This window comes from Rhizobium sp. AAP43, from assembly GCF_001296045.1.
Classification (GTDB): Bacteria; Pseudomonadota; Alphaproteobacteria; order Rhizobiales; family Rhizobiaceae; genus Allorhizobium.
The window spans coordinates 61,755-86,187 of sequence record NZ_LJHS01000035.1; the positions used below are offsets into that span (position 1 = coordinate 61,755).

The window sequence follows — 24,433 nt, forward strand, 5'->3', positions numbered from 1 at the left end:
TGACCGGGCGGTCCACGATCTCACCTTCAAATGGAATGGAACAATAAGGTGGCTCCCGCATTGTGCGACATCGGCACGAGCGGGGACCGTCTTGACACAAAACATATTGCGCGATCAGGCGGCTTGTACCGACCGCTTCGTGAAAGGGCTTGCTCGCGGACTGGCGGGCGCCCTTCTGTTTTCCCTGCCTATGCTGATGACCATGGAGATGTGGCATCTCGGGTTCTCCGTAGAGCGCGCGCGGCTTCTCCTTCTTCTCCTCATCAACCTCCCTCTGCTTCTGTTGCTATCCCACCGTATTGGCTTTGAGCGAACGAGCAGCTGGGCGGAATCCGCTCGAGATGCGATCGTGGCCTATGCCATGGGCATTCTCGCCAGCGCCTTCATCCTGATCATCCTCGGGGTGATGACGCCGGACATGCCGCCAAACCAGTGGATTGGCATGATCGGCATCCAGGCCGTCCCGGCAAGCATTGGCGCCTTGCTCGGACGCAGCCAGCTCAGCATGTCGTCAGACGAGGATAAGGAAGACGAAGAGCAAGGCGATGAAGAGGCGGACCGAGGCACGAGCTATGCAACAGAACTCTTCATGATGGCCGTCGGTGCGCTCTTCCTCTCGCTTAACCTTGCGCCGACCGAAGAGATCATGTTGATCGCCTACAAGATGAGCCACCTGCACGCACTGGCATTGGTCGTCCTGTCCTTGTCGGTCATGCACGGCTTCGTCTATTCGCTCGCCTTTCGTGGCGGTCACAGCGTGGAAGAAGGCGCGGACAGATGGCACGCTTTCATCCGCTTCACCTTGCCCGGCTACGTCGTCGCATTTGCCGTCAGTTACTACAGCCTTTGGACCTTTCAGGGGCTGGACGATCTGGCAGCCATCGAGATCGTGCTCGCTGTTATCGTCCTCACTTTTCCAGCAGCTATCGGCGCTGCTGCTGCCCGGCTCATCCTCTAGGAGTTTCCATGACACTTGATCGCAAAGGGAAGAATGCGGAAACTTCCAATCCCCTGTGGATCGAGTGGGGCACTGGCATCGTTTCGCTTGTTCTCGTCGCCGGTCTGATTGGCTGGGTCGCAGTCGATCTGGTCTTCGCCAAAGACAATCCTCCGGACCTCACAGTGGGTGTCACCGCAGTCGACAAAGTTGAATCCGGTTGGCTTGTCCGATTCGAAATCGCGAACATGGGCTCGCAAACCGCTGCGGAAGTCCAGGTTGAAGGCAATCTTGAAGCCAGTGGAGAAACTGTTGAAGAAGCATCAGCCACAGTCGACTACGTCCCCGGACAATCTAAGGCACGGGGCGGCCTGATCTTTTTCCAAAATCCGGATGAGATGCAACTTACCTTACGCGCTGTCGGCTATCGACAGCCATGAGAAAGCGCTGGCGGAAATGCAATCTGAAGTTTTAAATTTACGAAGTATTAATCGATGCCGCACTAAAAATCATCGAAGAGTATTTCAGGTCGGCTTCGACTCCCATGACAGCCAGACCAGTCAAAACTCGTCGGGTGATAAGGCATAAATTGCAAAGCGATTGATCACTAACCAGACGGTGCGGCAGGGGCAAGGGCCGACCGAATGGGTTGACGAACTTCATTGCGCGAAGAAGATCGATGCTCAAAAATCGTATCGAAGAATGGATCATTCGGGATATTGGCCCGACCGAGTTCGACAACTGGGACAATGTCATGCGCTTTGCGCTACGCTTGTCCGTCAGGATCGCGCTCGTTGCCTGTGGCATGGTTGCCGGCATTCTTGCGCTGATGCATCACTTCGAGCTTCTCCTCAATCCCCTGTGGCGCGATCTTGCGATCGGTTGCTGTATCGCAGCATTGGTCGGGTTCAATCTGACGATGATCGCATCAATGTATATGGGCTATGCCGTCATCCATCTGGCCAAGACACGCCTTGAATTCCAGCAATTGAGCCGGACGGATATGCTCTCTGGACTCCTCAATCGGCGGGCTTTCATTGAAGAGATGTCAGGTATCGACCGCGGTCAACTTCTCGTGCTCGACATAGATCGTTTCAAGCAGATCAACGACAAATTTGGTCACATGGCGGGAGACGACGTGATCGTCGCCGTTGCCACGATGTTGCGGGAAATGATCGACACGCCGCACAAGGTCGCCCGGATCGGCGGCGAGGAATTCGCAGTCCTTTTTGTCGGCATCGATGGTTCAGAAGCCTTGTCCCGCGCTGAAAAGATCCGCCGCATCGTGGAATCCAACACAACCCAGCTGGTACAGCAGACCATCGCTGTCACCGTCTCTGGCGGCCTGGCGGATTTGACGCCCCTTCGGGATTTCTCGGCCGCCTATGCGGCAGCCGACAAGGCGCTCTATTTGGCAAAGACCAGCGGTCGCAACCAGATGGTGCATGAAAACGATATCAGACATCTGGATATCGATCCCGATCCAGACCCGAAAGAGCCTTTCTTTACCGGCAGCCAGACCCTGAGACTGGTCTGAATTAAGGTCCGATAAGTTCAAGCCATTCGTCTTCGGTCATCACTGTGACTCCGAGTTCGCGCGCTTTGTCGAGCTTGGAGCCTGCACCCGGACCAGCCACCACATAATCCGTCTTCTTCGACACAGAGCCCGCCACCTTCGCTCCAAGCGACTCTGCCCGTGCCTTGGCCTCGTCACGCGTAAAACGCTCGAGAGAGCCTGTGAACACAACAGTCTTCCCCGTGACGGGACTGACTTGCACCGGACCGCTTTCGACCGCCTGCGGCGACACCTGTTCGACAAGCCTGTCTATCACCTCGATATTGCGTGGTTCCTTGAAGAATTCGACAATCGAGGCCGCAACGACTTCGCCGATGCCCTCGATGGCGTTGAGTTCGTTCCATGCCTCGCCATGCTTAGGCGCGGCCGCCGCCATGGCCTCGGCAAAGGCCCGGTAGCTGCCATAGGAACGTGCCAGCAACTTAGCGGTCGTTTCCCCCACATGGCGGATGCCGAGAGCAAAGATGAAGCGATTGAGCGCGATCTCGCGTCTGGCGTCGATCGCCTCGAACAACTTGCGAACACTTACCCGACCAAAGCCCTCGATGTTTTCAAGCTTGGTCAGGGAATTCTCCTGCCGTGATTTCAGGGTGAATATGTCGGGTGCAGTCCGGACCATTAGAGCCGGATCGTCGCTCTCGAAGAAGAAGTCGACCTGTTTCGTTCCGAGGCCTTCGATGTCGAAGGCATTTCGGGAGACGAAATGCTTCAGATGCTCCATGGCCTGCGCGCGGCAAACGAAACCACCTGTGCAACGCGTCACCGAATCGAGCTTGCCGGTCTTTTCGTTCCGCTCCCGCAGGGCATGGCTCCCGCAAACCGGGCATTTGCTTGGAAAGGCATATTTGACCGCATCGCTCGGCCGCTTCTCCGGCACCACATCCAGCACCTGCGGAATGACATCGCCTGCGCGCTGCACGATCACCGTGTCGCCGATGCGGATGTCGTGCTCCTCCTCACGGATGCGCGCACCCGAATTGCCGATACCTTCGATATAGTCAGCATTGTGGAGGGTCGCATTGGTGACGACCACTCCACCGACGGTGACCGGCGTCAGCCGCGCAACCGGCGTCAGGGCCCCGGTGCGCCCGACCTGAATGTCGATCGCCTCGACCGTGGTGAAGGCCTGTTCGGCCGGAAACTTGTGGGCCGTCGCCCAGCGTGGCGAGCGCGAACGGAAACCGAGCCGTCCCTGGAGGTCGAGACGGTCGACCTTGTAGACGACACCGTCGATGTCATAGTCGAGGTCAGCACGCTGCAATCCGATATCCCGATAGTGATCGAGGATCTCCTGTACTGATGTCAGACGGCGCGTCAGCGGATTGACCGGAAAGCCCCAGCGCTTGAACACATCGACCATGCCCGATTGCGTGTCCGCCGGCATGGTGCTGATCTCACCCCAGGCATAGGCGAAAAAGCGCAGATTGCGGCTGGCAGTGACCTTCGGATCGAGTTGACGCAGCGAACCTGATGCGGTGTTGCGCGGGTTGACGTAGGTCTGTTTGCCCTCCGCTTCCATCTGCGCATTGAGCGCGAGGAAGTCAGACTTCGCCATGTAGACTTCGCCACGCACCTCGACCACATCCGGAGCGTCGGACGGCAAGGTCTGTGGAATATCCTTAATCGTCAGAATATTGGCCGTTACGTTTTCACCGGTCGTGCCGTCGCCGCGGGTCGCAGCCGTCACCAGCTTGCGGTTCTCGTAACGCAGCGACATCGACAGCCCGTCGATCTTCGGCTCTGCCGTGAACGCGATGGAATTGTCCGGCAACTGGCCTAAAAAGCGATAGACCGAGGCGACGAAATCCTGAACGTCGTCATCCGAAAACGTATTGTCGAGCGATAGCATCGGCCGGGCATGCACCACCTGGGCAAAGATGCCGGCGGGCGCCGCGCCGACCCGTTGCGATGGACTGTCGGTCCGTACCAGCTGCGGGAAGCGCGCTTCGATGGCGTCGTTCCGCCGCTTCAGCGCGTCGTAATCCGCGTCCGAAAGTACAGGATTGTCCTTGCCATGATAGAGGGCGTCATGATGCGCGATCTCGGCTGCGAGGCGTTCGAGTTCTGCACGCGCCTCATCCTCGCTCATGTCGTCGACTGCAGGGATCTGTGCAAGCATGGCGCCCTCCGAAACTGTGCGTGCCGGTCATACCCGAAAACGGGCGAATGAAAAGATGGCGATCTTCAATCCGAAAGCTTGTCCATGTCCAGACGTGCCGTCAGCGGCAGATGGTCGGACGCAACCCGCGCAAGCGCACTGTCATGCACCGTCAGATCGGTAATCATGTCGGCCCGATTGCCCATGATGCGATCAAGCGACAAGACGGGCAGCCGCGCGGGAAAACTGGGGATTGCCGGCGGCAGGGGCCCAAAAATCGGTTCGAGCCGTGTCAGTGCGGAACCGGGTCCCAGACGCCACTCGTTGAAGTCCCCCATCAGGATGGTGGGTCGCTGGTCGCGCGCCTTCAAGATATCAAGGATCACATCCGCCTGTTGCCGACGCGCCCAGCGCAACAGCCCGAGATGCGCGGCAACGATCCGGAGCCCGGCGCGCCCGTGAAAATCGAACTCCGCCACAAGCGCACCGCGTGGCTCAAGCCCGGGCAGCGCCACCTGATGCACGTCACGAATCGCCCCCTGCCGGAAGAGCAGGAGATTTCCGCGCCAGCCATGCGACTTCGTCGACGTCACCACAGGCACAGGAACCAAGCCGGTTTCCAGCCGAAGCCGGTTGAGATCGAGCAGGCCCGACCGCTCGCCAAACCGCTGATCAGCCTCCTGCAACGCGATCACATCCGGCTTGATCTCCCTGATGACGTCGATGATCCGGCCAGGATCGAAACGCCCGTCTGTCCCGACGCATTTGTGCACATTGTAGGATGCGACCGTAATCGCGCCGTCGAGGTCGGCGCGCTCGCGCATCGTGTCAGGACGTTGACGCCGATTGCGGAACGAATTCATCATCGTCTTTGCGAGGCTCGGGGCAGCTTTTTTCATCGCGCTGATCAACGTCCCATCATTTCATTTCCTCACAAGACCCGCGTGGACGCAAGCTAGATCGGCCTGACATCACAAATAGGGCGAACCGAGCCAAAACAAGCGGTCGAGCAATCGGAGCGGCAAGGAACGCGCCTTCAGCGCATCCAGTGTCAGTTCCTCGGCATCCGCCATCAGCCCGTCGATCCGTCTGCCGATCTGCTCGGCCAGCGCATAATCGAAAACTTCCAGATCGATTTCGAAATTCAGCCGCAGTGACCGCGCATCGAGATTGGAGGAGCCGATGAAGCACCATTTACCGTCGACGATCATCAGTTTGGAATGATCAAAAGGGGCAGCAGCAAGATAAACGCGGCATCCCTCTTTCAGGACCTCGCTCATCTGCGCCAGCATGGCCCGCGCCACGATGGCAAGATTGTTCTCTGCCGGGACCACGATCTCCACACGCACACCCCGGCGCGCCGCCGTGTTCAACGCGGCGAGAAAGGTGGTGTCCGGGAGGAAATAGGGGGAGACGATCCGAATGGATTCCTCCGCAACGGAAAACGCGCCGAGCAGCATCTTGAGGTTGGTTTCGAGATGCGAATCGGGACCGGAGACAATCGTCCGGACATAGGCGCCCTCACCCGGCACGGCGTCGGGCAGCCGCACCCGCCATTCGGGTGACACCAGCAACTCATTGGTCTCGAAATACCAGTCTTCTGCAGCAACCGCGAGAATGTCGGCGACCACAGGCCCGGTTACCCGGAAATGCGTATCACGTGCCGCACCTTCGCCGGTAAAGCCTTCACGCAGGTTCATGCCCCCGACAAAGGCCACCTGCCCGTCTGCGACCAGGATCTTTCGGTGTGTCCGCAGATTCGCATAAGGCAGACGCAGTCCGACGATAACCTGTCCGTTAAAGGACACCACGGGAACGCCGGCATCCTCAAGATAACCGATGATACTCGGAACGCTGTAGCGGGCGCCCACAGCGTCAACCACGACCCTGACGCTAACACCCCGCCTATGGGCTCGAATCAGGCTGTCGGCAATGCTGAGACCGATCGCATCCCGGTCGAAGATATAGGTTTCGAGAATGACGCTTGCCTCGGCAGCATCGATCGCCTGTCGCATCGCGGCGAACGTCTCTTCGCCCGTGGGAAGCAGATCCACATGATTACCCGATGACAGAGGATGACGCGCCACCCGGTCACCAAGCCCCTTCATCTGGTCGAAGCGCCCGCCAAAGTGGTCGGCGACAACGTCACGGCTGATCGCATAGAGGGACAGATCCCGCCAGATATCGTCGAGTGCCAGACTGCGGCGATGCACGACCCCTGCCCGCCGCATCCGGTTGATGCCGACCACGCCATAGATGAGCGCTCCAACCAGTGGCGACAGGATGATGATGCCGACCCAGCCGAGCGCCGAGCGCACCTCGCGCTTGGTCATTGCCGCATGCACGGCGGCAAGCGATCCGAGCACGATCGACAGGAGCGCAAGAGTTTCAGCCCAATAGGTCTGGATGACGTCGATCATGGCATGCCGGCTAAGAGAAGTGTCTACCGCTACATAAAGGGCGCAGGCGGTGCCGGTTCAAGCCTCACCGGCAAGAAGCTTGGCGGCAGCCGCGCGCGCTTCGTCAGTCACCGAGGCACCGGCCAGCATACGGGCAATTTCTTCGCGACGATGCTCTGGCGTCATGATCGCAACGCGGGTTGCAATCTTGTCGCCGGCATCGCCGGTCGGGCCCTTGGCAATCAGGAAATGCGTCGTCGCACGAGCCGCCACCTGCGGTGCGTGGGTAACCGACAGAACCTGCACCGTATCCGACAAGCGCTTCAGCCGCTGCCCGATCGCGTCAGCGACGGCACCGCCGACACCGGTATCAATTTCGTCAAAGACCAACGTCGGCGCAGAACCGCGGTCGGCAAGCGCTACCTTCAGGGCAAGCAGGAATCGCGAAAGTTCACCGCCCGATGCGACCTTAAGAATAGGGCCGGGGCGCGTGCCAGGGTTGGTCTGGACATGGAACTCGACGGTGTCGATCCCCTCGGCACCGCCATTCTCGGGATCGGTCGCGATCTCCACCATGAAGCGGGCCCGTTCCAGCTTGAGGGCTGGAAGCTCATGCATGACGGCATCGGCAAGCGCCGAGGCTGCATTCCGGCGCTTCTCGGAAAGCTGTTGCGCGAGATGATCGTAATGCGCCCTGGCCTCCCGCGCTGAGGCTTCGAGTTGGCCGAGCCTCTCTTCGCCGGCATCGAGGTCAGCGAGATCTGCGACCATCTTTTCCGCAAGTGCAGGCAGGTCGGTCACCGCAACGGAATATTTGCGCCCAGCGGCACGAAGCGCGAAAAGCCGCTCCTCGACACGCTCCAACTCGCGCGGATCGAACTCGGTACGGCGCAGGGCAGCCTCGACCTCCATCTGCGCTGCAGACAAAGTATCAAGCGCACTGCCCAAAAGCTGCACGGTTTCTTCCAGAAGACCCGGTGCCTCGTGGCTCTTGCGTTCGAGACGACGCATCATCGAGGCAATGAGTGGGACGGGAGAGGCATGGCCATTGAGAAAGTCGGATGCCTCGGAGATGTCGCCGGCGATCCGTTCCGACTTCTGCATGCGCGAACGCTTCTCGGCGAGCTCGTCCTCCTCGCCATCCTGCGGTGACAGGCCTTCGAGCTCTTCGACCGAAGCACGAAGATAGTCTGCCTCGCGGGCAGCCGCTTCAACCTTGGCCTTGTGCGCCTTGAAGCTGCGCTCGGCATCGCGCCAGCGCCGAAAGCTTTCACCCAGCCCAACGGCTTCATCGGTCAGACCGGCAAAGGCATCGAGCAAGGTCCGATGGGTGTCGATTTCTGTCAACGCTCGGTCGTCATGCTGCCCGTGGATCTCGACCATCAACTGGCCGACCTGGCGCATCAGCTGAACGGAAACCGGCTGGTCGTTGATATAGGCGCGAGTCCGTCCATCCGCTGATTGCACGCGGCGGAAGATAAGATCGCCGTCGTCGTCGACGCCATTCCCCTTGAGAAGCGTGCGGGCCGCATGGCTAGCCGAAACGTCGAAGACAGCCGTTACCTGTCCCTTGTCTTCGCCATGACGCACAAGCGACCCATCACCGCGCCCACCAAGAGCCAGGGACAGACTGTCGAGCAAAATAGACTTGCCGGCCCCGGTTTCGCCGGTCAGCACGGACAGACCCGCCTCGAACGACAGGTCCAACCGCTCGATCAGAACGATATCGCGGATCGAAAGCTGGACCAGCATGAGTTCAACGTCTCGCTTGCGATGGCCTCAGGAACCGACGAGCAGGTTGCGACCAGCACGTGCGATCCAGGAGCCGGAGTTTTCCCGTGGCTCAAGCCCGCCGCGCTGCAGAAGCTTGTAGCTGTCGGCATACCACTGGCTATCCGGGTAATTGTGACCGAGAACGGCGGCTGCCGTCTGGGCTTCCTGAACCACACCCATGGCGAAATAGGCTTCGACCAGACGGGCGAGTGCTTCTTCGATCTGGTTGGTATTCGGATACTTTTCGACGACCATCCGGAAACGCGAAATGGCAGCAAGATATTCCTTGCGCTCGAGATAGTAACGACCGACCTGCATTTCCTTGCCGGCGAGCTGGTCGCGGGCAAAGCGGATCTTGGCCTGCGCATCGTCGACATATTCCGAATCCGGATAGTTATCGACCACGCGCTGCATAGCATCGATCGTCTTGACCGAATTGCGTTGATCCTGCGTGACGCTCGAGATCTGCTTCCAATAGGAAAGACCAACAAGATACTGCACATAGGCCGAATCTTCGGACTCCGGATAGAGCTTCATGTAGCGATCGCCGGTCGAGATCGAATCGGCGTAGCGGCCCATGCGGTATTTGGTGAAGGTGCTCATCACCAGCGACTTGCGCGACCATTCGGAGAACGGATGCTGGGAATCGACCGCATCGAACTTACGGGACGCCTCGCTCATCTTTCCGGCCTTAATGTTGGCCAGCCCCTGATTGTAGAGCACTTCCGGCGGGTCGGTTTCCGCCGCCAGCTTGGTGATGTCGAGGTCGGGGTCGCTCTGGCATCCAGCGAGCACACCCGCGACCGAAACCATGACACAGAGGCTTGCAATACGTGCGGCTTTCTTCACAGCGACCGATCCTACTTGATTCATTCCAAAGATCCCGATTGCAGCGCCGCATAGTCTCGTCGCGTCAGACCGAGTTTCTAGCCACAAATGCGGCATCAGGGCAACGCAGTGATGGCCATTTAACGCAATTTTATGGCATGGCCCCAGAAAGTTTCCGCTCTCGCCGCCCGCCACCGAAACAAAAACGCCGGCCTTGTGCAAGCCGGCGTCTGGTGAATTCACATTTCAAAAGCAGATCACGCCGACCAAGGGGCAAATTCGGCCATCTGGACGGGAACGAATTCGCGCGCCCGGACACGCATGTCGCGGCTCGGCGCCTCGACAACTTCATAAGCCGTGGGATCGCTGAGCAGCGCCTTCAGCGCATTGGCGTTCAGCTTGTGGCCACCGCGATAAGACCGGTAGCAGCCGATGAACTGGGCACCTGCAAGCGCCAGGTCTCCTACGGCATCCAGCGTCTTGTGCCGGACGAATTCGTCCTTTTCGTAACGCAGGCCTTCGACATTAATGACGGTGTCGTCATCGGAGATCACGACGGAATTTTCCAGCGAGGAGCCGAGTGCGAAACCGGCTGCCCAAAGGCGCTCGACATCCCGCATGAACCCGAAGGTTCGCGCCCGCGACAGCTCATCCTTGAAAGACTGTGCGGAGAGATCACCAGCCCAGGTCTGGCGGCCGATCAGCTTGCTGTCGAAATCGATCTCGACCTCGAATCGCGTGCCGTCATAAGGACGGAACTCGGCCCAGGACGAACCCGATTCGATTCGCACCGGCTTCGTCACGCGGATGTAGCGACGCTTGACGCCAAGATTGGTCATGCCGACCTGCTCGATCGCATCAATGAAGACTTCCGAGCTGCCATCCATGATCGGCATTTCGGCGCCATCGACTTCGATCACGACATTGTCGAGGCCAAGCGCGTAGAGTGCTGCCATCACATGTTCGATCGTCGCAATCGAATGGGCCGGAGACGTGCCAAGCACGGTGCAGAGATCGGTGTTACCGACATGCGCCGACACCGCACGATATTCGCTGGTCGTGCCATCATCGAGTTGGCGGACAAAGACAATGCCGGTGCCAGCCTCGGCCGGCTGAAAGGTGATCGTCACGCTCTTGCCGGAATGAACTCCAATACCAGTCAGCGAAAGCGATGCCGCGATGGTTGTTTGAAATCCGAGCAGAGCGATTGCCATTCCATAAAGCCTTGTCTTGTGCGACGCGTGAGCCGGGATGATGGTTGCCCTAGCCTGCCGTCAAGTCATGTCCCGGTGCGGATCATGCACCTTGTTCATCGTCATACATACGGACTGAAGGGCATAGATCAAATCACTGTTTCTTTCGCTTTGTAACGAAGCCAAGCCCCTGAAAGATATAGGGATATTACCGCGCAAAAGCCCGTTCCAAAACGCAAGAAACCCGGGCCACCGGCCCGGGTTTCAAAGGTGGCGAAGAATCGCTCAGTTCGTCTGGCGGCGCAGGAATGCTGGAATTTCCAGCTCGTCCCCTTCGCTTGCCGAACGGGCAGGCGTTGCGCGACCGTGATCGTCAAGCTGACCGCGGCGCGGCGCATAGAGGCTGGCCTCTGCCGAGAGCGGGCGGCGCTGCTGCGACGGAGCCTGCGGAGCCGAACCCGTCATGTCGCCCATGACTTCCTCGTCCTGATGGCGGCCGAGAGAGTTGGTGATGCGCTTCAGGAGACCCATCGGGCCACGCTCATCCTGGGCGGCAGGGGCTGCCGTAGCCGCGTTACGATGGTCCATCTCTGCCCGGACGACCGGCGAGAAGTCCTCGACCTTCGGCATGCGAACCGGCTCAGGCGCCATACGCTGCATGTTGGCGACCGGATCCATCATCATCGGCGCCGGAGCGACCGGCGCCTGCATGGCAGGCTGAACCGGAGCGACAGGAGCCGGCGCATAGGTCGGAGCCTGCGGCTGGATCATCTGCGGGGCAGGAGCGACCTCCGGTGCGGGGCTTGCAAACAGCTTGCTGGCCGGGCGGAAATCGTTCTGTACCGGCTGAGCCTGCTGGAGTGCTGCCATCGACTGACGGGCAACGGCGATTTCGAGTTCACGCTCCATTTCAGCTTCAGCCGAACGGATGGTCTCGGCGACCGGGTCCATTCCGGTCTTGGGAGCCTGCGTCATTGCAGGCTGATATGCGGCCGCTGCCGGAGCAACGGCCGCGGAGGGACGCATAACGGGCTTTGCGACCGGAGCAGCGTCGTAACCGCGGGCAGCCATGGCAGCCCGATCGATACCCGTTGCCACGACGGACACGCGGATGATGCCTTCCAGCGCTTCGTCGAAGGTCGCACCGAGAATGATGTTTGCGTCCGGATCGACTTCTTCGCGGATACGGGTCGCGGCTTCGTCGACTTCAAACAGTGTGAGGTCACGACCACCGGTGATGGAGATCAGCAGGCCCTGAGCGCCCTTCATCGAGGTTTCGTCGAGCAGCGGGTTTGCAATGGCAGCTTCTGCAGCCTGCATGGCGCGGCCTTCGCCGGACGCTTCGCCGGTTCCCATCATGGCGCGGCCCATCTCGCGCATCACGGAGCGAACGTCCGCGAAGTCGAGGTTGATCAGGCCTTCCTTGACCATCAGGTCGGTGATGCAGGCAACGCCCGAATACAGCACCTGGTCGGCCATTGCGAAGGCGTCGGCGAAGGTGGTGCGGTCGTTTGCGATGCGGAAGAGATTCTGGTTCGGAATGACGATCAGCGTGTCGACCGACTTCTGCAGTTCCTCGATACCCATCTCGGCCAGACGCATGCGGCGACCGCCTTCGAAGTGGAAGGGCTTCGTGACGACGCCGACTGTCAGGATGCCCTTGTTGCGGGCGGCCTGAGCGACGACAGGAGCAGCACCGGTACCGGTACCGCCACCCATGCCGGCGGTGACGAAGCACATATGCGTACCGTTGAGATGGTCGATGATCTCGTCGATGCACTCTTCAGCGGCGGCGCGGCCGACTTCCGGCTGCGAACCCGCACCGAGGCCTTCCGTGACGTTGACGCCGAGCTGGATGATGCGCTCGGCCTTGGTCATGGTCAGCGCCTGGGCATCCGTGTTGGCGACGACGAAATCGACGCCCTGCAGGCCAGCGGTGATCATGTTGTTGACGGCATTGCCGCCACCGCCACCCACACCGAACACGGTGATGCGTGGCTTCAGCTCAGTGATATCTGGCTTCTGCAGCTTGATGGTCATGGTACCCGTTCCTTCTTTTTCCGGCCGCATCGCCAAGCCGGCCATGGTATTTCAACAGATTTTCCTTGGCCGAACCTTATGATCCGGCCGCTAACTCAAAAACTCTCTTTCAGCCATTGCCCCATACGGGCGAAGCGGCTGTTTCCGTTGCCAAAGGGCGAGAAGAGCCCGCCCTGCCCGGCATGTGTCTCCTGGTCCGCCATCTGCGGATAGATCGTCAGTCCGACGGCTGTCGAAAACGCCGGTCCCTTGGCAGCCGCTGGCAGACCCGACACGCCCATCGGGCGACCGATCCGCACATTGCGCGCCAGGATCTTCCGTGCCGCCTCAGACATGCCAGTCAGCTGGCTTGCGCCGCCGGTCAGCACGACCCGCTTGCCGACGATAGGCGAAAAGCCCGACGCCTGGATCCGGTCGCGCAGCAATTCGAGGGTCTCCTCGATGCGCGCGCTGATGATCCGGGTGAGCAGAGCCTTGGGCACCTGAATCGGTTGGTCGCGGTCGTCTTCGCCGATCGGCGGGACAGACACGACTTCGCGATCATCGGCGCCATTGGCGACAGCCGAACCGTGAACGACTTTCAGACGTTCTGCATCCTCGATACGGGTCGAAAGCCCGCGCGCCAGATCTGTGGTCACATGATGACCGCCGATCCCGATGGCGTCCGTATGGATCAACTTGCCTTCCGCGAAGACCGAGATGGTGGTCATGCCACCGCCAAGATCAATCGCTGCGCAACCAAGCTCCACTTCGTCGTCAACCAGGGCAGCAAGCCCGCTGGCATAAGGTGTGGCAACCACACCTTCGACGGTCAGATGAGCACGGTTGATGCAGAGTTCGAGATTGCGGAGCGCTGCACGTTCGGCCGTGACCACATGCATGTCGACGCCGAGGACGTCGCCATACATTCCAAGTGGATCACGGATTCCCCGCTCGCCGTCAAGCGAAAAGCCTGTCGGCAGCGAATGCAGCACGGCCCGGTCGTTGCCCTGCGACTGCTGGCCAGCCGCAATCAACACCTTGCGGAGGTCGGAGCCTTCCACTTCCTGGCCACCGAGATCGATGGTTGCCGTGTAGACGTCAGACCCGATTCGGCCCGCCGAAACGTTGACGATCAGGCTTTCGACCGTGAGCCCGGCCATGCGTTCGGCTGCGTCCACGGCCAGACGTACGACGTTCTCGACGGCATCGAGGTCGGCAATGACGCCCGACTTCACGCCGTAGGACCGCTGGTGACCGAGACCGATCACTTCGACATTATGGGTGCGGCCCGGCAGGACGGACGTTTCGCGCCGCGGCGTCAGGCGTGCAATCAGGCAGACAACCTTTGTCGAGCCGATGTCGAGCACCGAAACGACATGCGCCCGCTTCGAAGAAAGCGGCTTGGAACGCGGAAGACCGAAGGAGGAACCACCGAAGATGCTCATATCTTCTGCTCCAGCTTCTTGAGTGTTTTGCGACGCTCCTCGAGGGCAGCGGTACGTCGCCCCTGGGCTTCCGGCGTCAGACGCACCGTGACCCGATCGGGGAGACGAAGGTCGATTGCGGCGATATCGCGCGAGAGCACAGACTGCTCCTCTTCGAAACGGTTGAGGAGCGCCAGCGCGTCGGCAATCTTGCCCTCCGGCAGACGAACGATAATGCCATTGTCCATGTGAACATCCCAACGGCGCCCGCCGACGCGAACAAAGGCCTTGACCCGCGATGCAATTGCCGGCCAGGCCGAGAATTCTTTCTCGACCGCCGCAGCAGCACTTTCCGCATCGCGACCGACGAACAACGGCAGCGAAGCAAACTTGTTGTCGCGCAGCGGCGCAATGACGCTGCCCGAACGCTCGATCAAGGACAAATCGGTTCCATGCTGCCAGATGCCGTAGGCCTGGCGCTCGCGCAGCAGAATTTCGACGGTCGCCGGGTAAACCTTGCGGATCTCCACCGATTCGATCCAGGGAAGCTCGGCAATTGCGGTGCGCGCCGCGGCAATGTCGAGACCGAGAAGGCTCGTCGAGCCATCAAGACCAAGCAACTGAAGAATATCGATTTCGGACGTATGCTGATTGCCGGAGACCCTGACGTCCTCAACGGCGAACCCCACACCGGAAGTCGTAGCCTCCATGACAGCCGGCCAATGGCCACCAACGATCGTTCCATGAAGCGCGACGGCAGAATAGAAGCTGATCAGCGACATCTTGCCGAGATGGCGCGGCAAAACGATGCGACCGGCGCAAAGGCTAAGGATAAACCGCACAACGCGACGCAAAGGACGCGGCAGCACGACACCCTCACCCGAAGCATGAGCAACCGCATTGGTGCCCCTGCCGTTTACCGATTTATTGCCGCTCAACGAGAACAAGAAGCGTCCTCCACCATCCAACGCAGGAATTCACCAAATTCATAACCGGCATGCGCCGCCATTTCCGGCAGCAGCGAGGTCGGGGTCATGCCGGGCTGGTTATTCAATTCCATCCAGATCAGATCGCCCTCTTCGGACATCCGGTCGTCGTAGCGAAAGTCTGAGCGACTCACTCCGCGACACCCGAGCGCCCGATGCGCCGTCAGCGCTAAGTCTTGTATTTTTTGGTAAATTTTCGGTGAAATTTGCGCAGGAAGGACATGCTCAGAGCCCCCGGCCGCATACTTCGCATCAAAATCGTAGAAGGCATGACCGAGAGGGACGATCTCAGTGACCCCGAGAACCTTGTCGCCCATGACACCGCAGGTCAGCTCGTGACCAGCGACATAACGCTCGACCATAACCTCGTCGCCATACTTCCATTCGCTCGACGTCAGGATCTGCGGTGGATGCGTCATATCCTCACGAACGATGACCACGCCAAAGCTTGACCCTTCGCGAACTGGCTTCACCACATAGGGAGGCGCCATCGGATGAACCGTGCCGATATCGAAGCGATTGAGAACAATCGCTTCCGCAACAGGCACACCTGCCTGTGCCGCAACGATCTTCGCCTGGCGCTTGTCCATGGCAAGCGCCGAAGCCAGCACCCCCGAATGCGTGTAAGGGATCTGGAGGTATTCGAGCACACCCTGGATCGTGCCATCCTCGCCGTAAGGCCCATGCAGCGCATTGAAGGCGACATCCGGCCGCAACTCTTCGAGCACCCGGCCGATATCACGGCCGACATCCACGCGACTGACACGATAGCCGACGGTTTCGAGGGCTGCGGCGCAGGCTGCCCCCGAAGACAAGCTCACCGGCCGCTCCGAAGAAAATCCACCCATCAAAACCGCAACATGCCTGCCAGTCATCAACGCCTCGCAAAATTCGATACCTGCCCCGCGACTCTCAGGTCGCACGGGCTTTCTGCAAGATCAGTTGAACAACATTAAGGTTAATGAACCGTTTACTTTCGTTAACCAGAGCCACTTTCAGGCCACGAAAAATCCTCCGATAGAGAATTAAAATCAGAGGATATCAATCTGAAAATAAGAACGATTTAGGGGCTTCGCACAAAAAAAATCAATGCAGCAAGGCAACCGCTGGAGCGCTCATGAAATCGCGTCGTAAACCTGTGTCACGATCCAGAAACTGATCGGCATGGACGATTCGATTACGCCCTGCAGCCTTGGCGACATACATCGCCTGATCAGCCCGACAGAACATTTCACTAAACCCCGCCCCCATGGCAGCCTCGGCAATTCCAGCAGAGACCGTCACCGGGATATGGCCGCCAGGGCCGAAGAAAGCCCTGCACTCAACCGCGAGACGCACATGTTCGGCAATATCCATCACCGAGGCATCACCGTCACTGCCAATGAGGATGGCGAACTCCTCCCCGCCCAGGCGTGCTGCCATCCCATCCGCTGGTACGATCCGGCGTAGAATCTCGCCCACTTCAGCGATGACCTCGTCGCCAGCCTTGTGGCCGAAGTTGTCATTGATTGCCTTGAACCGGTCGATATCAAACAGGACCATCGAGACCGGCCCCTTCATCCGCTCAAACTGCTCGACGAATGCACGCCGATTCATCAGTCCAGACAGCATGTCGGTTCGGCTGAGAAGTTCGAACTTCTGCCGGGAAATACGTAGATCATAAATGGCAAGGCCGACGACGGCATATGCAACGAGCGCCACCAAAAACGAGACGGGTGGCGTAAGCACGGTCGCGATCACCAGTGCCGGACCCAGCGGATAGGGCAGGAGGTTGAAGGCGACCAGCAACAAATGGGCGAGCAGATTAAGCCCATAAGCAACCAAGGCGATCTTGGCCGCCATCCAGGTCGCCTTGCTCCATACGGCAGCACGGGACGAAAACTCGCCCAGCGTTAGCTGCCGTATCACCCAATGCCGCGCAAATCTGACCATAAACCACCCCTGGACTGGAGGGAGCTTACGTTACGCGAGTTAAAAAACCGTCGTAGAGCGACTCGCGGCAGTCAGACAGCCGCGCTTCCCATGAACGGCTTGACCTCACGACCAGGCATAAAGATGCCAAGCCGCTTGATTTCCCATTCAAGTTTGACGCCGGTTTTCTCGAAGACCTGCTGGCGAACACTCTCGCCAAGATATTCGAGATCGTAGCCAGTGGCATGGCCGACATTGATCATGAAGTTGCAATGCAGGGATGACATTTGCGCACCGCCGATCATCAGACCCCTGCATCCTGCCTCGTCGATCAATTCCCAGGCTGAATGGCCTTCCGGATTTTTGAAGGTCGACCCGCCCGTCTTCTCCTTCACCGGCTGCACCGTCTCGCGGTGGTGACGCACGGCATCCATGTCGGCGCGGATCTTGGCCTTATCCTCGGGATAGCCCTCGAACAGCGCGCTGGTGAAGATCAAGCCCTCAGGGGCTGCAGAATGACGGTAGCTGTAGCCCATGTCGGCGTTCGACAGCACGTGAACATTGCCCTTGCGATCGACCGCCTCGACTTCGACCAGCCGGCCGGCCGTATCGCCGCCATTGGCACCCGCATTCATGCGGATCGCGCCACCGATGGAGCCCGGAATGCCATAGTAGAAGTGGAAGCCGCCGATGTTATTGTCCATCGCCATGGCGGCGATGTGCTTGTCCGGGCAAATCGCGCCAGCGCGAATTCGGTTCTCGCCAGCAAGCTCGACCTGACCAAAACCCTTGGCCGACAGCCGGATCACCACACCGGGGATGCCGCCGTCACGCACCAGAAGGTTGGAGCCAACACCGACCACCGTCAGCGGAACGTCTTCCGGCAAAAGTTTCAGGAACGTCACCAGGTCATTGGTGTCATGGGGTTGAAACATGAGCTCGGCGAGGCCACCCGCCTGGAACCACGTTACACGGTCCATCGGCGCGTCTGGCGTCAGCCGGCCCTTCAGTTCACTGACCCCCGGTCCGAGCGAGGCCAGAAGCTTTTCCCCATCCACCTGTTTCATTCAAGACTTTCCCGCAATTGCATCCAGTTCAGCCGGCAGGGCGGCTGCCCACTGGGTAATGTTACCGGCCCCCAACAGGACCACAAAATCGCCCGGTTGCGCAATGGCCGCAACGAGAGAGGCAAGGTCTCCTGACTTCGGGAGGTAACGTGCGTCACGATGCCCGCCCGACTTGATCCGCGAGACCAGCGTTTCCGAATCGACGCCTGTTATCGGATCTTCGCCCGCCGCATAGACTGGCGACAGGAAAATCGTGTCGGCATCGTTGAAGCAGTTGGCGAAATCCTCGAAGAGACTTGCAAGCCGCGAGAAACGATGCGGCTGATGCACGGCGATAATCCGGCCCTTGCACGATTCGCGCGCAGCCTTCAGCACTGCTTTGATTTCCACTGGGTGGTGCCCGTAGTCATCGAAGACCTGCACATTGTTCCAGCTTCCGGTCAAGGTGAAGCGACGCTTCACGCCGCCGAACCCCTCAAGCCCGCGCCGGATCGCCTCTTCCGGAATATCGAGGCGATTGGCAACCGCGATTGCGGCGCAGGCATTCGAGATATTGTGTCGCCCTGGCATGGGCAAGACGAGGTCATTGAAGTTGAACACACGACCGGTTCGACGACGGCGGATCTCCACGTCGAAGATCGAGCGCGTGCCGTCTAGGCGGACGTTGGAAAAGCGCACATCAGCCTGCGGATTTTCCCCGTAGGTGATGACCTTGCGATCCTCGATCTTGCCGACCAGCGCCTGCACTTCCGGATGATCAAGGCACATCACGCCAAAGCCGTAGAACGGAACGTTCTCGACGAACTGGCGGAAGGCGGCACGCGCATTGTCAAAGGTGCCGTAGTGGTCCAGATGCTCCGGATCGATATTGGTGACGATCGCCACTTCAGCCGGCAATTTGAGGAAGGTGCCGTCGGACTCATCCGCTTCGACCACCATCCACTCGCCCTCACCCATGCGCGCATTGGTACCATAGGCATTGATGATGCCGCCATTGATGACGGTTGGGTCCATTGCGCCAGCTTCAAGAAGGGCGGCGACCATCGACGTCGTGGTCGTCTTGCCATGCGTTCCGCCAACGGCAATTGCATTGCGGAACCGCATCAGCTCCGCCAGCATTTCCGCGCGCCGAACGACGGGCAGCAGCTTTTCACGCGCCGCGACCAGCTCCGGATTTTCCTTCTTGATCGCTGTCGAAACAACGACGACTTCGGCCTCGCCGAGATTATCAGCGCTATGGCCCACGAAAACCTCGATCCCCTTGGCGCGCAACCGCTGCACATTCGCGCTTTCGGATTGATCAGACCCTTGGACCTTGTGGCCGAGATTGTGCAGGACTTCTGCAATCCCGCTCATCCCGATGCCGCCAATCCCGATGAAATGGACCAGCCCAATTGTTTTCGGCATTTTCATTGTGTGGCTCCCTTCGACTGGGCGATGCCCTTGCCGGCGGCAATAGCCTCTACGAGATCGGCGAGCAAGCTGGCCGCATCCGGCTTGCCCGTGCTTTTTGCCGCCGCAGCTGTATGAGCCAGCCTTTCCGGCGCATCCATTGCATCCTGCAGCAACAGCGCAATCCGTTCCGCCGACAGCTCTGATTGCGCAATAACCTCTGCTCCGCCTTCGGCTGCTAGCGCCTTGGCATTGGCGGCCTGGTCGTGATCAAGCGCATAGGGGTAAGGCACAAGGATGCTCGGGCGTCCGATCACTGCGAGCTCAGAGACAGTCGAGGCACCAGAGCGGCATATTACCAGGTGCGCTGACGCAATGCGCGCGGCCATGTCGGTAAAGAACGGCTCAACCTCAGCCGACACGCCGAGTGCCGCATAGGCGTCAACCACCTTCTGGCGATCATCCGGACGGGCCTGTTGGGTGACAACAAGCCTCTGTCGTGCGGCCTCCGGCAAAAGCTTGATAGCCGACGGAATGGCATCGGAAAAGAACTGCGCGCCCTGGCTGCCGCCAAAGACGACAAGCCGGAACAGTTCACCAGCGCCGGACGCCTGGTAGGCGACATTTGACGCTTCGATTACCGCTGGCCGGACCGGATTTCCAGTCAGCACCATCTTGTCACGATAATCGCCAGCCGGCGCCAGAAAGCCGCCGGCAATGGCTTTCACCCGCGAGGCAAGAAGACGGTTGGCGCGTCCCATGACGGCATTCTGCTCATGCACCGCGGTCGGAACGCCCAGGCCCGCCGCAGCAAAAAGCGGCGGTACTGTCGGATATCCGCCAAACCCGATGACGGCCTTGGGCTTCAGTTTCGACACCAGCGCACGGCCCTGGCGATACCCTTGCCACAACGACAGCAGCGCTTTGACAATGGCGACCGGGTTCTTCGAGCCAATCGTAGCGGAATTGACGGTATGCACGGTGTCAGCCGGAAAGCTTCCAGCATAACGCTCGGCCCGGCGGTCCGTGACGAGATCGACACCGTAACCGCGACGCTTCAATTCATGCGCCAAGGCCTCGGCCGGGAAAAGATGGCCGCCGGTCCCCCCGGCGGCGAGCAAAATTGTGCCTTTGGACATGGGCTTACTCCGCTGGAACCCCGGCGACGGACCGGAACAGGCTCCGCTCCTGGGCTCGCTTTTCGGGGCGTCGACGGGTCAACGCCAGGATGAAGCCGGCCGTGACGCAGATCGCGGTCATCGACGAGCCGCCATAAGAGATCAACGGAAGGGTCATCCCCTTCGCCGGCAGAAGTTCGAGATTGACGCCGATATTGATCATCGACTGCACGCCGAGCAGCAGAACCAATCCGGAAACGGCCAGCCGGTTGAAATCGTTGCGCTCGCGAAATGCATGACTGAGCCCCCGCAGCACGAGGAAGCCGAAGATCGCCACAAGCACCATGCAGAAGATGATGCCGAATTCTTCCGCCGCCACTGAAAAAATGAAGTCTGTATGACTGTCGGGAATGATCCGCTTGACGATCCCCTCGCCGGGACCCTGGCCAAACCAGTCGCCACGGATAATCGCCTCACGCGCTGTATCGACCTGGAAAGTGTCTCCCTCCCCGGTCAGGAAGCGGTCGATACGACCTGCGACGTGTGGGAGCGTGTAATAGGCACCGAAAACGCCAAACACACCAAGCGATCCGAGAACCACGATCCAAAGCCATGGCATGCCGGCCATGAAGAACATCGCACCCCAGACGCTGCCGATCAGGATCGTCTGACCAAGGTCAGGCTGGGCAATCAGCAAGGCGGCTGCAATGCCAAAAAGCAGGATGGCAAACAAATTGCCCGGAATTTCCGGCTGGCGTGCATGTTCGGCAAAGAGCCAGGCGCAGATCACGACAAAGGCAGGCTTCATGAACTCGGATGGCTGGATCGACATGCCGGCCAGCGACAGCCAGCGACGACCTCCCTTGACCTCGATGCCGATGAACAGCACCAGCACCATCATGATCAGGGCAACGGCAAGAAGCACCATGGCCGTGCGCCGCACCTGCCGTGGCGAGAGGAATGACAGGCCGATCATGACAGTGAGCGCCGGCATCATGAAGAAGGCGTGGCGCTTGACGAAGTGAAAGCTGTCGAGCCCCAGACGTTCCGCCACGGCAGGCGATGCCGCGAAGGACAGCATCAGCCCGATACCCATCAGCAGCACGAAGGTGAACAGGAACAGACGATCAATCGTCCAGAACCAGTCTGCGACAGGACCTCGCTCAACGCGGCTCACCATATCATCTGCCTCCTGTTGGCACGTCGATCAGCATGGTTACCCCGTCGAGCGCCGCGACATGGGCAACGAAGGCCTCACCGCGAACCTCGAAATTCTTGTACTGGTCAAAGCTCGCACAGGCCGGCGACAACATGACGACCGACCCTTCAGTGTCTTCATCAGCATCCTGCGCCGCATGGGCGACGGCACGATCCAGCCGGTCGGAAATCTCAAAGGCCACGCGATCACCCAGTTGTGCAGCAAAGGCGGAGGCCGCCTCGCCGATGAGGTAGGCTTTCACGATGCGCGGGAAAAGTGGTGCGAGGCTTGCGATGCCACCCTCTTTCGGTAAACCGCCGGCAATCCAGTAGATCCGCTCATAGCTTGACAGGGCCGGCGCCGCCGCATCGGCATTGGTCGCCTTGCTGTCATTGACGAACAGCACCTGGCGGCGACGGCCAACCGGCTGCATGCGGTGATTGAGGCCAGGGAAACTCTCAAGTCCTGCGCGGATCTCGGCCACCGAGACACCAACGGCAAGGCAAGCCCCGATCGCAGCGGCAGCATTCTGCGCGTTATGGCTGCCCTTGAGCGTCTGGATCCCGCCCAGCTCCGCGAGCATCGACGTCTTGCCTTGCTCGGCAAGCATGATCGTAGAGCCTTCCGCATAAAGCCCATCGGCCAATGGCTGGCGCTTCGAGATCCGGATGACCTTGTGACCGCCCCGTTCGATGCGATCACCGATCAATTCGCAGTAACTGTCGTCGATCCCAACGATCGCGGTGCCTGCCCCGGCCACCAGGCGCTCCTTCACCTCGGCATAATGCTGCATCGTCCCATGCCGGTCGAGATGATCCGGTGTGAGGTTTAGCAGGATGCCAGCCGTTGGATTGAGCGTTGGCGCGAGATCGATCTGGTAGGACGAGCACTCAACGACGAAGTACCGCCCGTCCTTTGGTGGATCGAGCGTCAGCACGGCACGGCCGATATTGCCGCCGAGTTGCGTGTCCCGCCCCGAAGACGAAAGAATATGGGCAATCAGCGCTGTCGTCGTCGACTTGCCATTGGTGCCGGTGATCGCGATGAATGGGCAACCGGGCGCATGTGCTCGACGTTCACGCACGAAGATCTCGACGTCACCGATGATTTCGACACCCGAGGCCCTGGCCAGCGCAACCGTCCAGTGGGGCTTGGGATGCGTTAGCGGAACGCCCGGCGACAGCACAAAGGACGAAACCTGGCTCCAGTCGATCTGCCTGAGATCACCTGTCGAAATCCCGACGGAGGCCGCGCGGGTGACGCTATCGGGATTGTCATCCCAGGCAATGACATCTGCGCCACCAGCCAGCAGTGCTTGTGCTGTGGCAAGCCCGGACCCTCCGAGACCGAACAGCGCGACCCTCTTGCCCTTGAACGTGGTTGCCGGGATCATCGCGCCCTCACCTGAGCTTAAGTGTCGACAGACCGAGCATGGCAAGCCCGACGGCAATGATCCAGAACCGGATCACGACCTGGCTCTCTGTCCAGCCGAGCTTTTCAAAGTGGTGATGGATCGGGGCCATCAGGAACACCCGCTTTCCGGTCATTTTGAAATAGCCGACCTGGATGATCACCGAAAGCGTCTCCATGACGAAGAGACCGCCGATGATTGCCATGACAAGTTCGTGCTTCGTTGCGACCGCCACGGAACCGATCAGGCCACCCAGGGCCAGCGAGCCAGTATCACCCATGAAAATCGCCGCCGGCGGCGCATTGAACCAGAGGAAGCCAAGACCAGCGCCGATTACGGCTCCGAGCAGAACTGCGAGTTCCCCAGTCCCCGGCACGAAATGGATCTGCAGGTAGTTCGAGAAGACCGCGTTACCGGTCAAGTAGGCAATCACGCCGAAAGAGGCTGCGGCAATCATCACCGGCACGATGGCAAGGCCATCGAGGCCATCGGTCAGGTTGACGGCATTGCCGGCGGCAACGATGACGAACCCGCCAAAGATCACAAAAAACAGGCCGAGATCGAGAACGAAATCCTTGACGAAGGGGAAGGCTACCGACGAGCCGAAGGTCGAGGCTTCAGGTCCGGAGGCAAGCGCTGTCGACATCATGAAGTAAACGGCGACACCGGCAATCACGAACTCGATACCCAGACGGGCCTTGCCGGAAAAGCCCTTCTCCGTCTGCTTCGTCACCTTGAGGTAGTCGTCATAAAAGCCGATCGCGCCGAAGCCCAGCGTCACCAACAAGGTCGCGACCACATAAACATTCGAGAGATCTGCCCAGAGCAAGGATGATACGACGATGCCCGCGAGGATCATCAATCCGCCCATGGTCGGCGTACCGGCCTTCTTGAAATGCGTCTGAGGGCCATCCGCCCGGATCGGCTGTCCCTTGCCCTGGCGCACCCGAAGTGATGAGATCATCGCGGGGCCGAACAGAAAGACCACCAGGGCCGATGTAAACATGGCGGCGCCTGTTCTGAAGGTAATATACCGGAACAGATTGAAAAACTGAAAGTGGTTCGCCAGATCCACAAGCCAAATCAGCATGGGAGCCCTT

General features: G+C 59.8%; 20 protein-coding genes. 3 read left to right on the plus strand and 17 right to left on the minus strand.

From position 1 onward, the window contains the following. The first annotated feature begins 91 nt into the window (after positions 1–91). From IP76_RS17315 to IP76_RS17325, 3 genes are all read left to right on the plus strand, one after another. A complete protein-coding gene (locus IP76_RS17315; protein ID WP_054159487.1) occupies positions 92–958 on the plus strand; it encodes a TIGR02587 family membrane protein in 867 nt (288 codons plus the stop codon). 8 nt (positions 959–966) lie between these two features. After that, positions 967–1,377, plus strand: a complete 411-nt coding sequence (locus IP76_RS17320) for a TIGR02588 family protein (protein WP_054159488.1) — start codon at positions 967–969, stop codon at positions 1,375–1,377. Between the two features lie 239 nt (positions 1,378–1,616). Beyond that, positions 1,617–2,474, plus strand: coding sequence for a GGDEF domain-containing protein (locus IP76_RS17325; protein WP_054159489.1), 858 nt, complete (start codon positions 1,617–1,619; stop codon positions 2,472–2,474). Position 2,475: 1 nt separating this feature from the next. On the opposite strand, the gene ligA is transcribed toward IP76_RS17325, so the two are convergent. From ligA to mraY, 17 genes are all read right to left on the minus strand, one after another. Continuing rightward, complete coding sequence (gene ligA / locus IP76_RS17330; RefSeq protein ID WP_054159490.1) at positions 2,476–4,632, minus strand: NAD-dependent DNA ligase LigA; 2,157 nt, start codon at positions 4,630–4,632, stop codon at positions 2,476–2,478. 65 nt (positions 4,633–4,697) lie between these two features. Further along, positions 4,698–5,510 (minus strand): endonuclease/exonuclease/phosphatase family protein, encoded by an 813-nt coding sequence (locus IP76_RS17335; protein ID WP_054159491.1) that lies wholly within the window; start codon positions 5,508–5,510, stop codon positions 4,698–4,700. Between the two features lie 72 nt (positions 5,511–5,582). After that, positions 5,583–7,031 (minus strand): phospholipase D-like domain-containing protein, encoded by a 1,449-nt coding sequence (locus tag IP76_RS17340; protein ID WP_054159492.1) that lies wholly within the window; start codon positions 7,029–7,031, stop codon positions 5,583–5,585. 57 nt (positions 7,032–7,088) lie between these two features. Further along, on the minus strand, positions 7,089–8,762 hold the full coding sequence (gene recN / locus IP76_RS17345) for a DNA repair protein RecN (protein WP_054159493.1): 1,674 nt from the start codon (positions 8,760–8,762) through the stop codon (positions 7,089–7,091). A gap of 27 nt (positions 8,763–8,789) precedes the next feature. Further along, positions 8,790–9,656, minus strand: coding sequence for an outer membrane protein assembly factor BamD (locus IP76_RS17350; protein WP_054159494.1), 867 nt, complete (start codon positions 9,654–9,656; stop codon positions 8,790–8,792). Positions 9,657–9,868: 212 nt separating this feature from the next. Next, a complete protein-coding gene (gene lpxC / locus IP76_RS17355; protein WP_054159495.1) occupies positions 9,869–10,825 on the minus strand; it encodes a UDP-3-O-acyl-N-acetylglucosamine deacetylase in 957 nt (318 codons plus the stop codon). A gap of 264 nt (positions 10,826–11,089) precedes the next feature. Beyond that, the gene (gene ftsZ, locus IP76_RS17360) at positions 11,090–12,844 is read right to left on the minus strand and encodes a cell division protein FtsZ (protein WP_054159548.1); all 1,755 of its coding nucleotides are present in this window, start codon (positions 12,842–12,844) and stop codon (positions 11,090–11,092) included. Positions 12,845–12,939: 95 nt separating this feature from the next. Further along, positions 12,940–14,271: a cell division protein FtsA gene (gene ftsA / locus IP76_RS17365; protein WP_054159496.1), complete on the minus strand. Its 1,332-nt coding sequence runs from the start codon at positions 14,269–14,271 to the stop codon at positions 12,940–12,942. Next, positions 14,268–15,197, minus strand: coding sequence for a cell division protein FtsQ/DivIB (locus tag IP76_RS17370; protein WP_054159497.1), 930 nt, complete (start codon positions 15,195–15,197; stop codon positions 14,268–14,270). The genes ftsA and IP76_RS17370 overlap by 4 nt, the downstream gene beginning before the upstream one ends. Continuing rightward, the gene (locus IP76_RS17375; protein ID WP_054159498.1) at positions 15,185–16,111 is read right to left on the minus strand and encodes a D-alanine--D-alanine ligase; all 927 of its coding nucleotides are present in this window, start codon (positions 16,109–16,111) and stop codon (positions 15,185–15,187) included. Before IP76_RS17375 ends, IP76_RS17370 begins: the two co-directional genes overlap by 13 nt. A gap of 211 nt (positions 16,112–16,322) precedes the next feature. After that, positions 16,323–17,168 carry a GGDEF domain-containing protein gene (locus tag IP76_RS17380; protein ID WP_054159499.1) on the minus strand — a complete coding sequence of 282 codons (846 nt, stop codon included), beginning with the start codon at positions 17,166–17,168 and terminating at the stop codon, positions 16,323–16,325. 71 nt (positions 17,169–17,239) lie between these two features. Further along, positions 17,240–18,214, minus strand: coding sequence for a UDP-N-acetylmuramate dehydrogenase (gene murB / locus IP76_RS17385; protein ID WP_054159500.1), 975 nt, complete (start codon positions 18,212–18,214; stop codon positions 17,240–17,242). Further along, positions 18,215–19,627, minus strand: a complete 1,413-nt coding sequence (gene murC, locus IP76_RS17390; RefSeq protein ID WP_054159501.1) for a UDP-N-acetylmuramate--L-alanine ligase — start codon at positions 19,625–19,627, stop codon at positions 18,215–18,217. It lies immediately after the preceding gene. Beyond that, the gene (murG, locus tag IP76_RS17395; RefSeq protein WP_054159502.1) at positions 19,624–20,745 is read right to left on the minus strand and encodes an undecaprenyldiphospho-muramoylpentapeptide beta-N-acetylglucosaminyltransferase; all 1,122 of its coding nucleotides are present in this window, start codon (positions 20,743–20,745) and stop codon (positions 19,624–19,626) included. The genes murC and murG overlap by 4 nt, the downstream gene beginning before the upstream one ends. Positions 20,746–20,749: 4 nt before the next feature. Next, a complete protein-coding gene (gene ftsW / locus IP76_RS17400; protein ID WP_054159503.1) occupies positions 20,750–21,904 on the minus strand; it encodes a putative lipid II flippase FtsW in 1,155 nt (384 codons plus the stop codon). Between the two features lies 1 nt (position 21,905). Then, entirely contained in the window at positions 21,906–23,315 is a 1,410-nt protein-coding gene (gene murD / locus IP76_RS17405) for a UDP-N-acetylmuramoyl-L-alanine--D-glutamate ligase (RefSeq protein WP_054159504.1), read from the minus strand. Between the two features lie 7 nt (positions 23,316–23,322). Further along, entirely contained in the window at positions 23,323–24,423 is a 1,101-nt protein-coding gene (gene mraY, locus IP76_RS17410) for a phospho-N-acetylmuramoyl-pentapeptide-transferase (protein ID WP_054159505.1), read from the minus strand. Positions 24,424–24,433 lie beyond the last annotated feature (10 nt).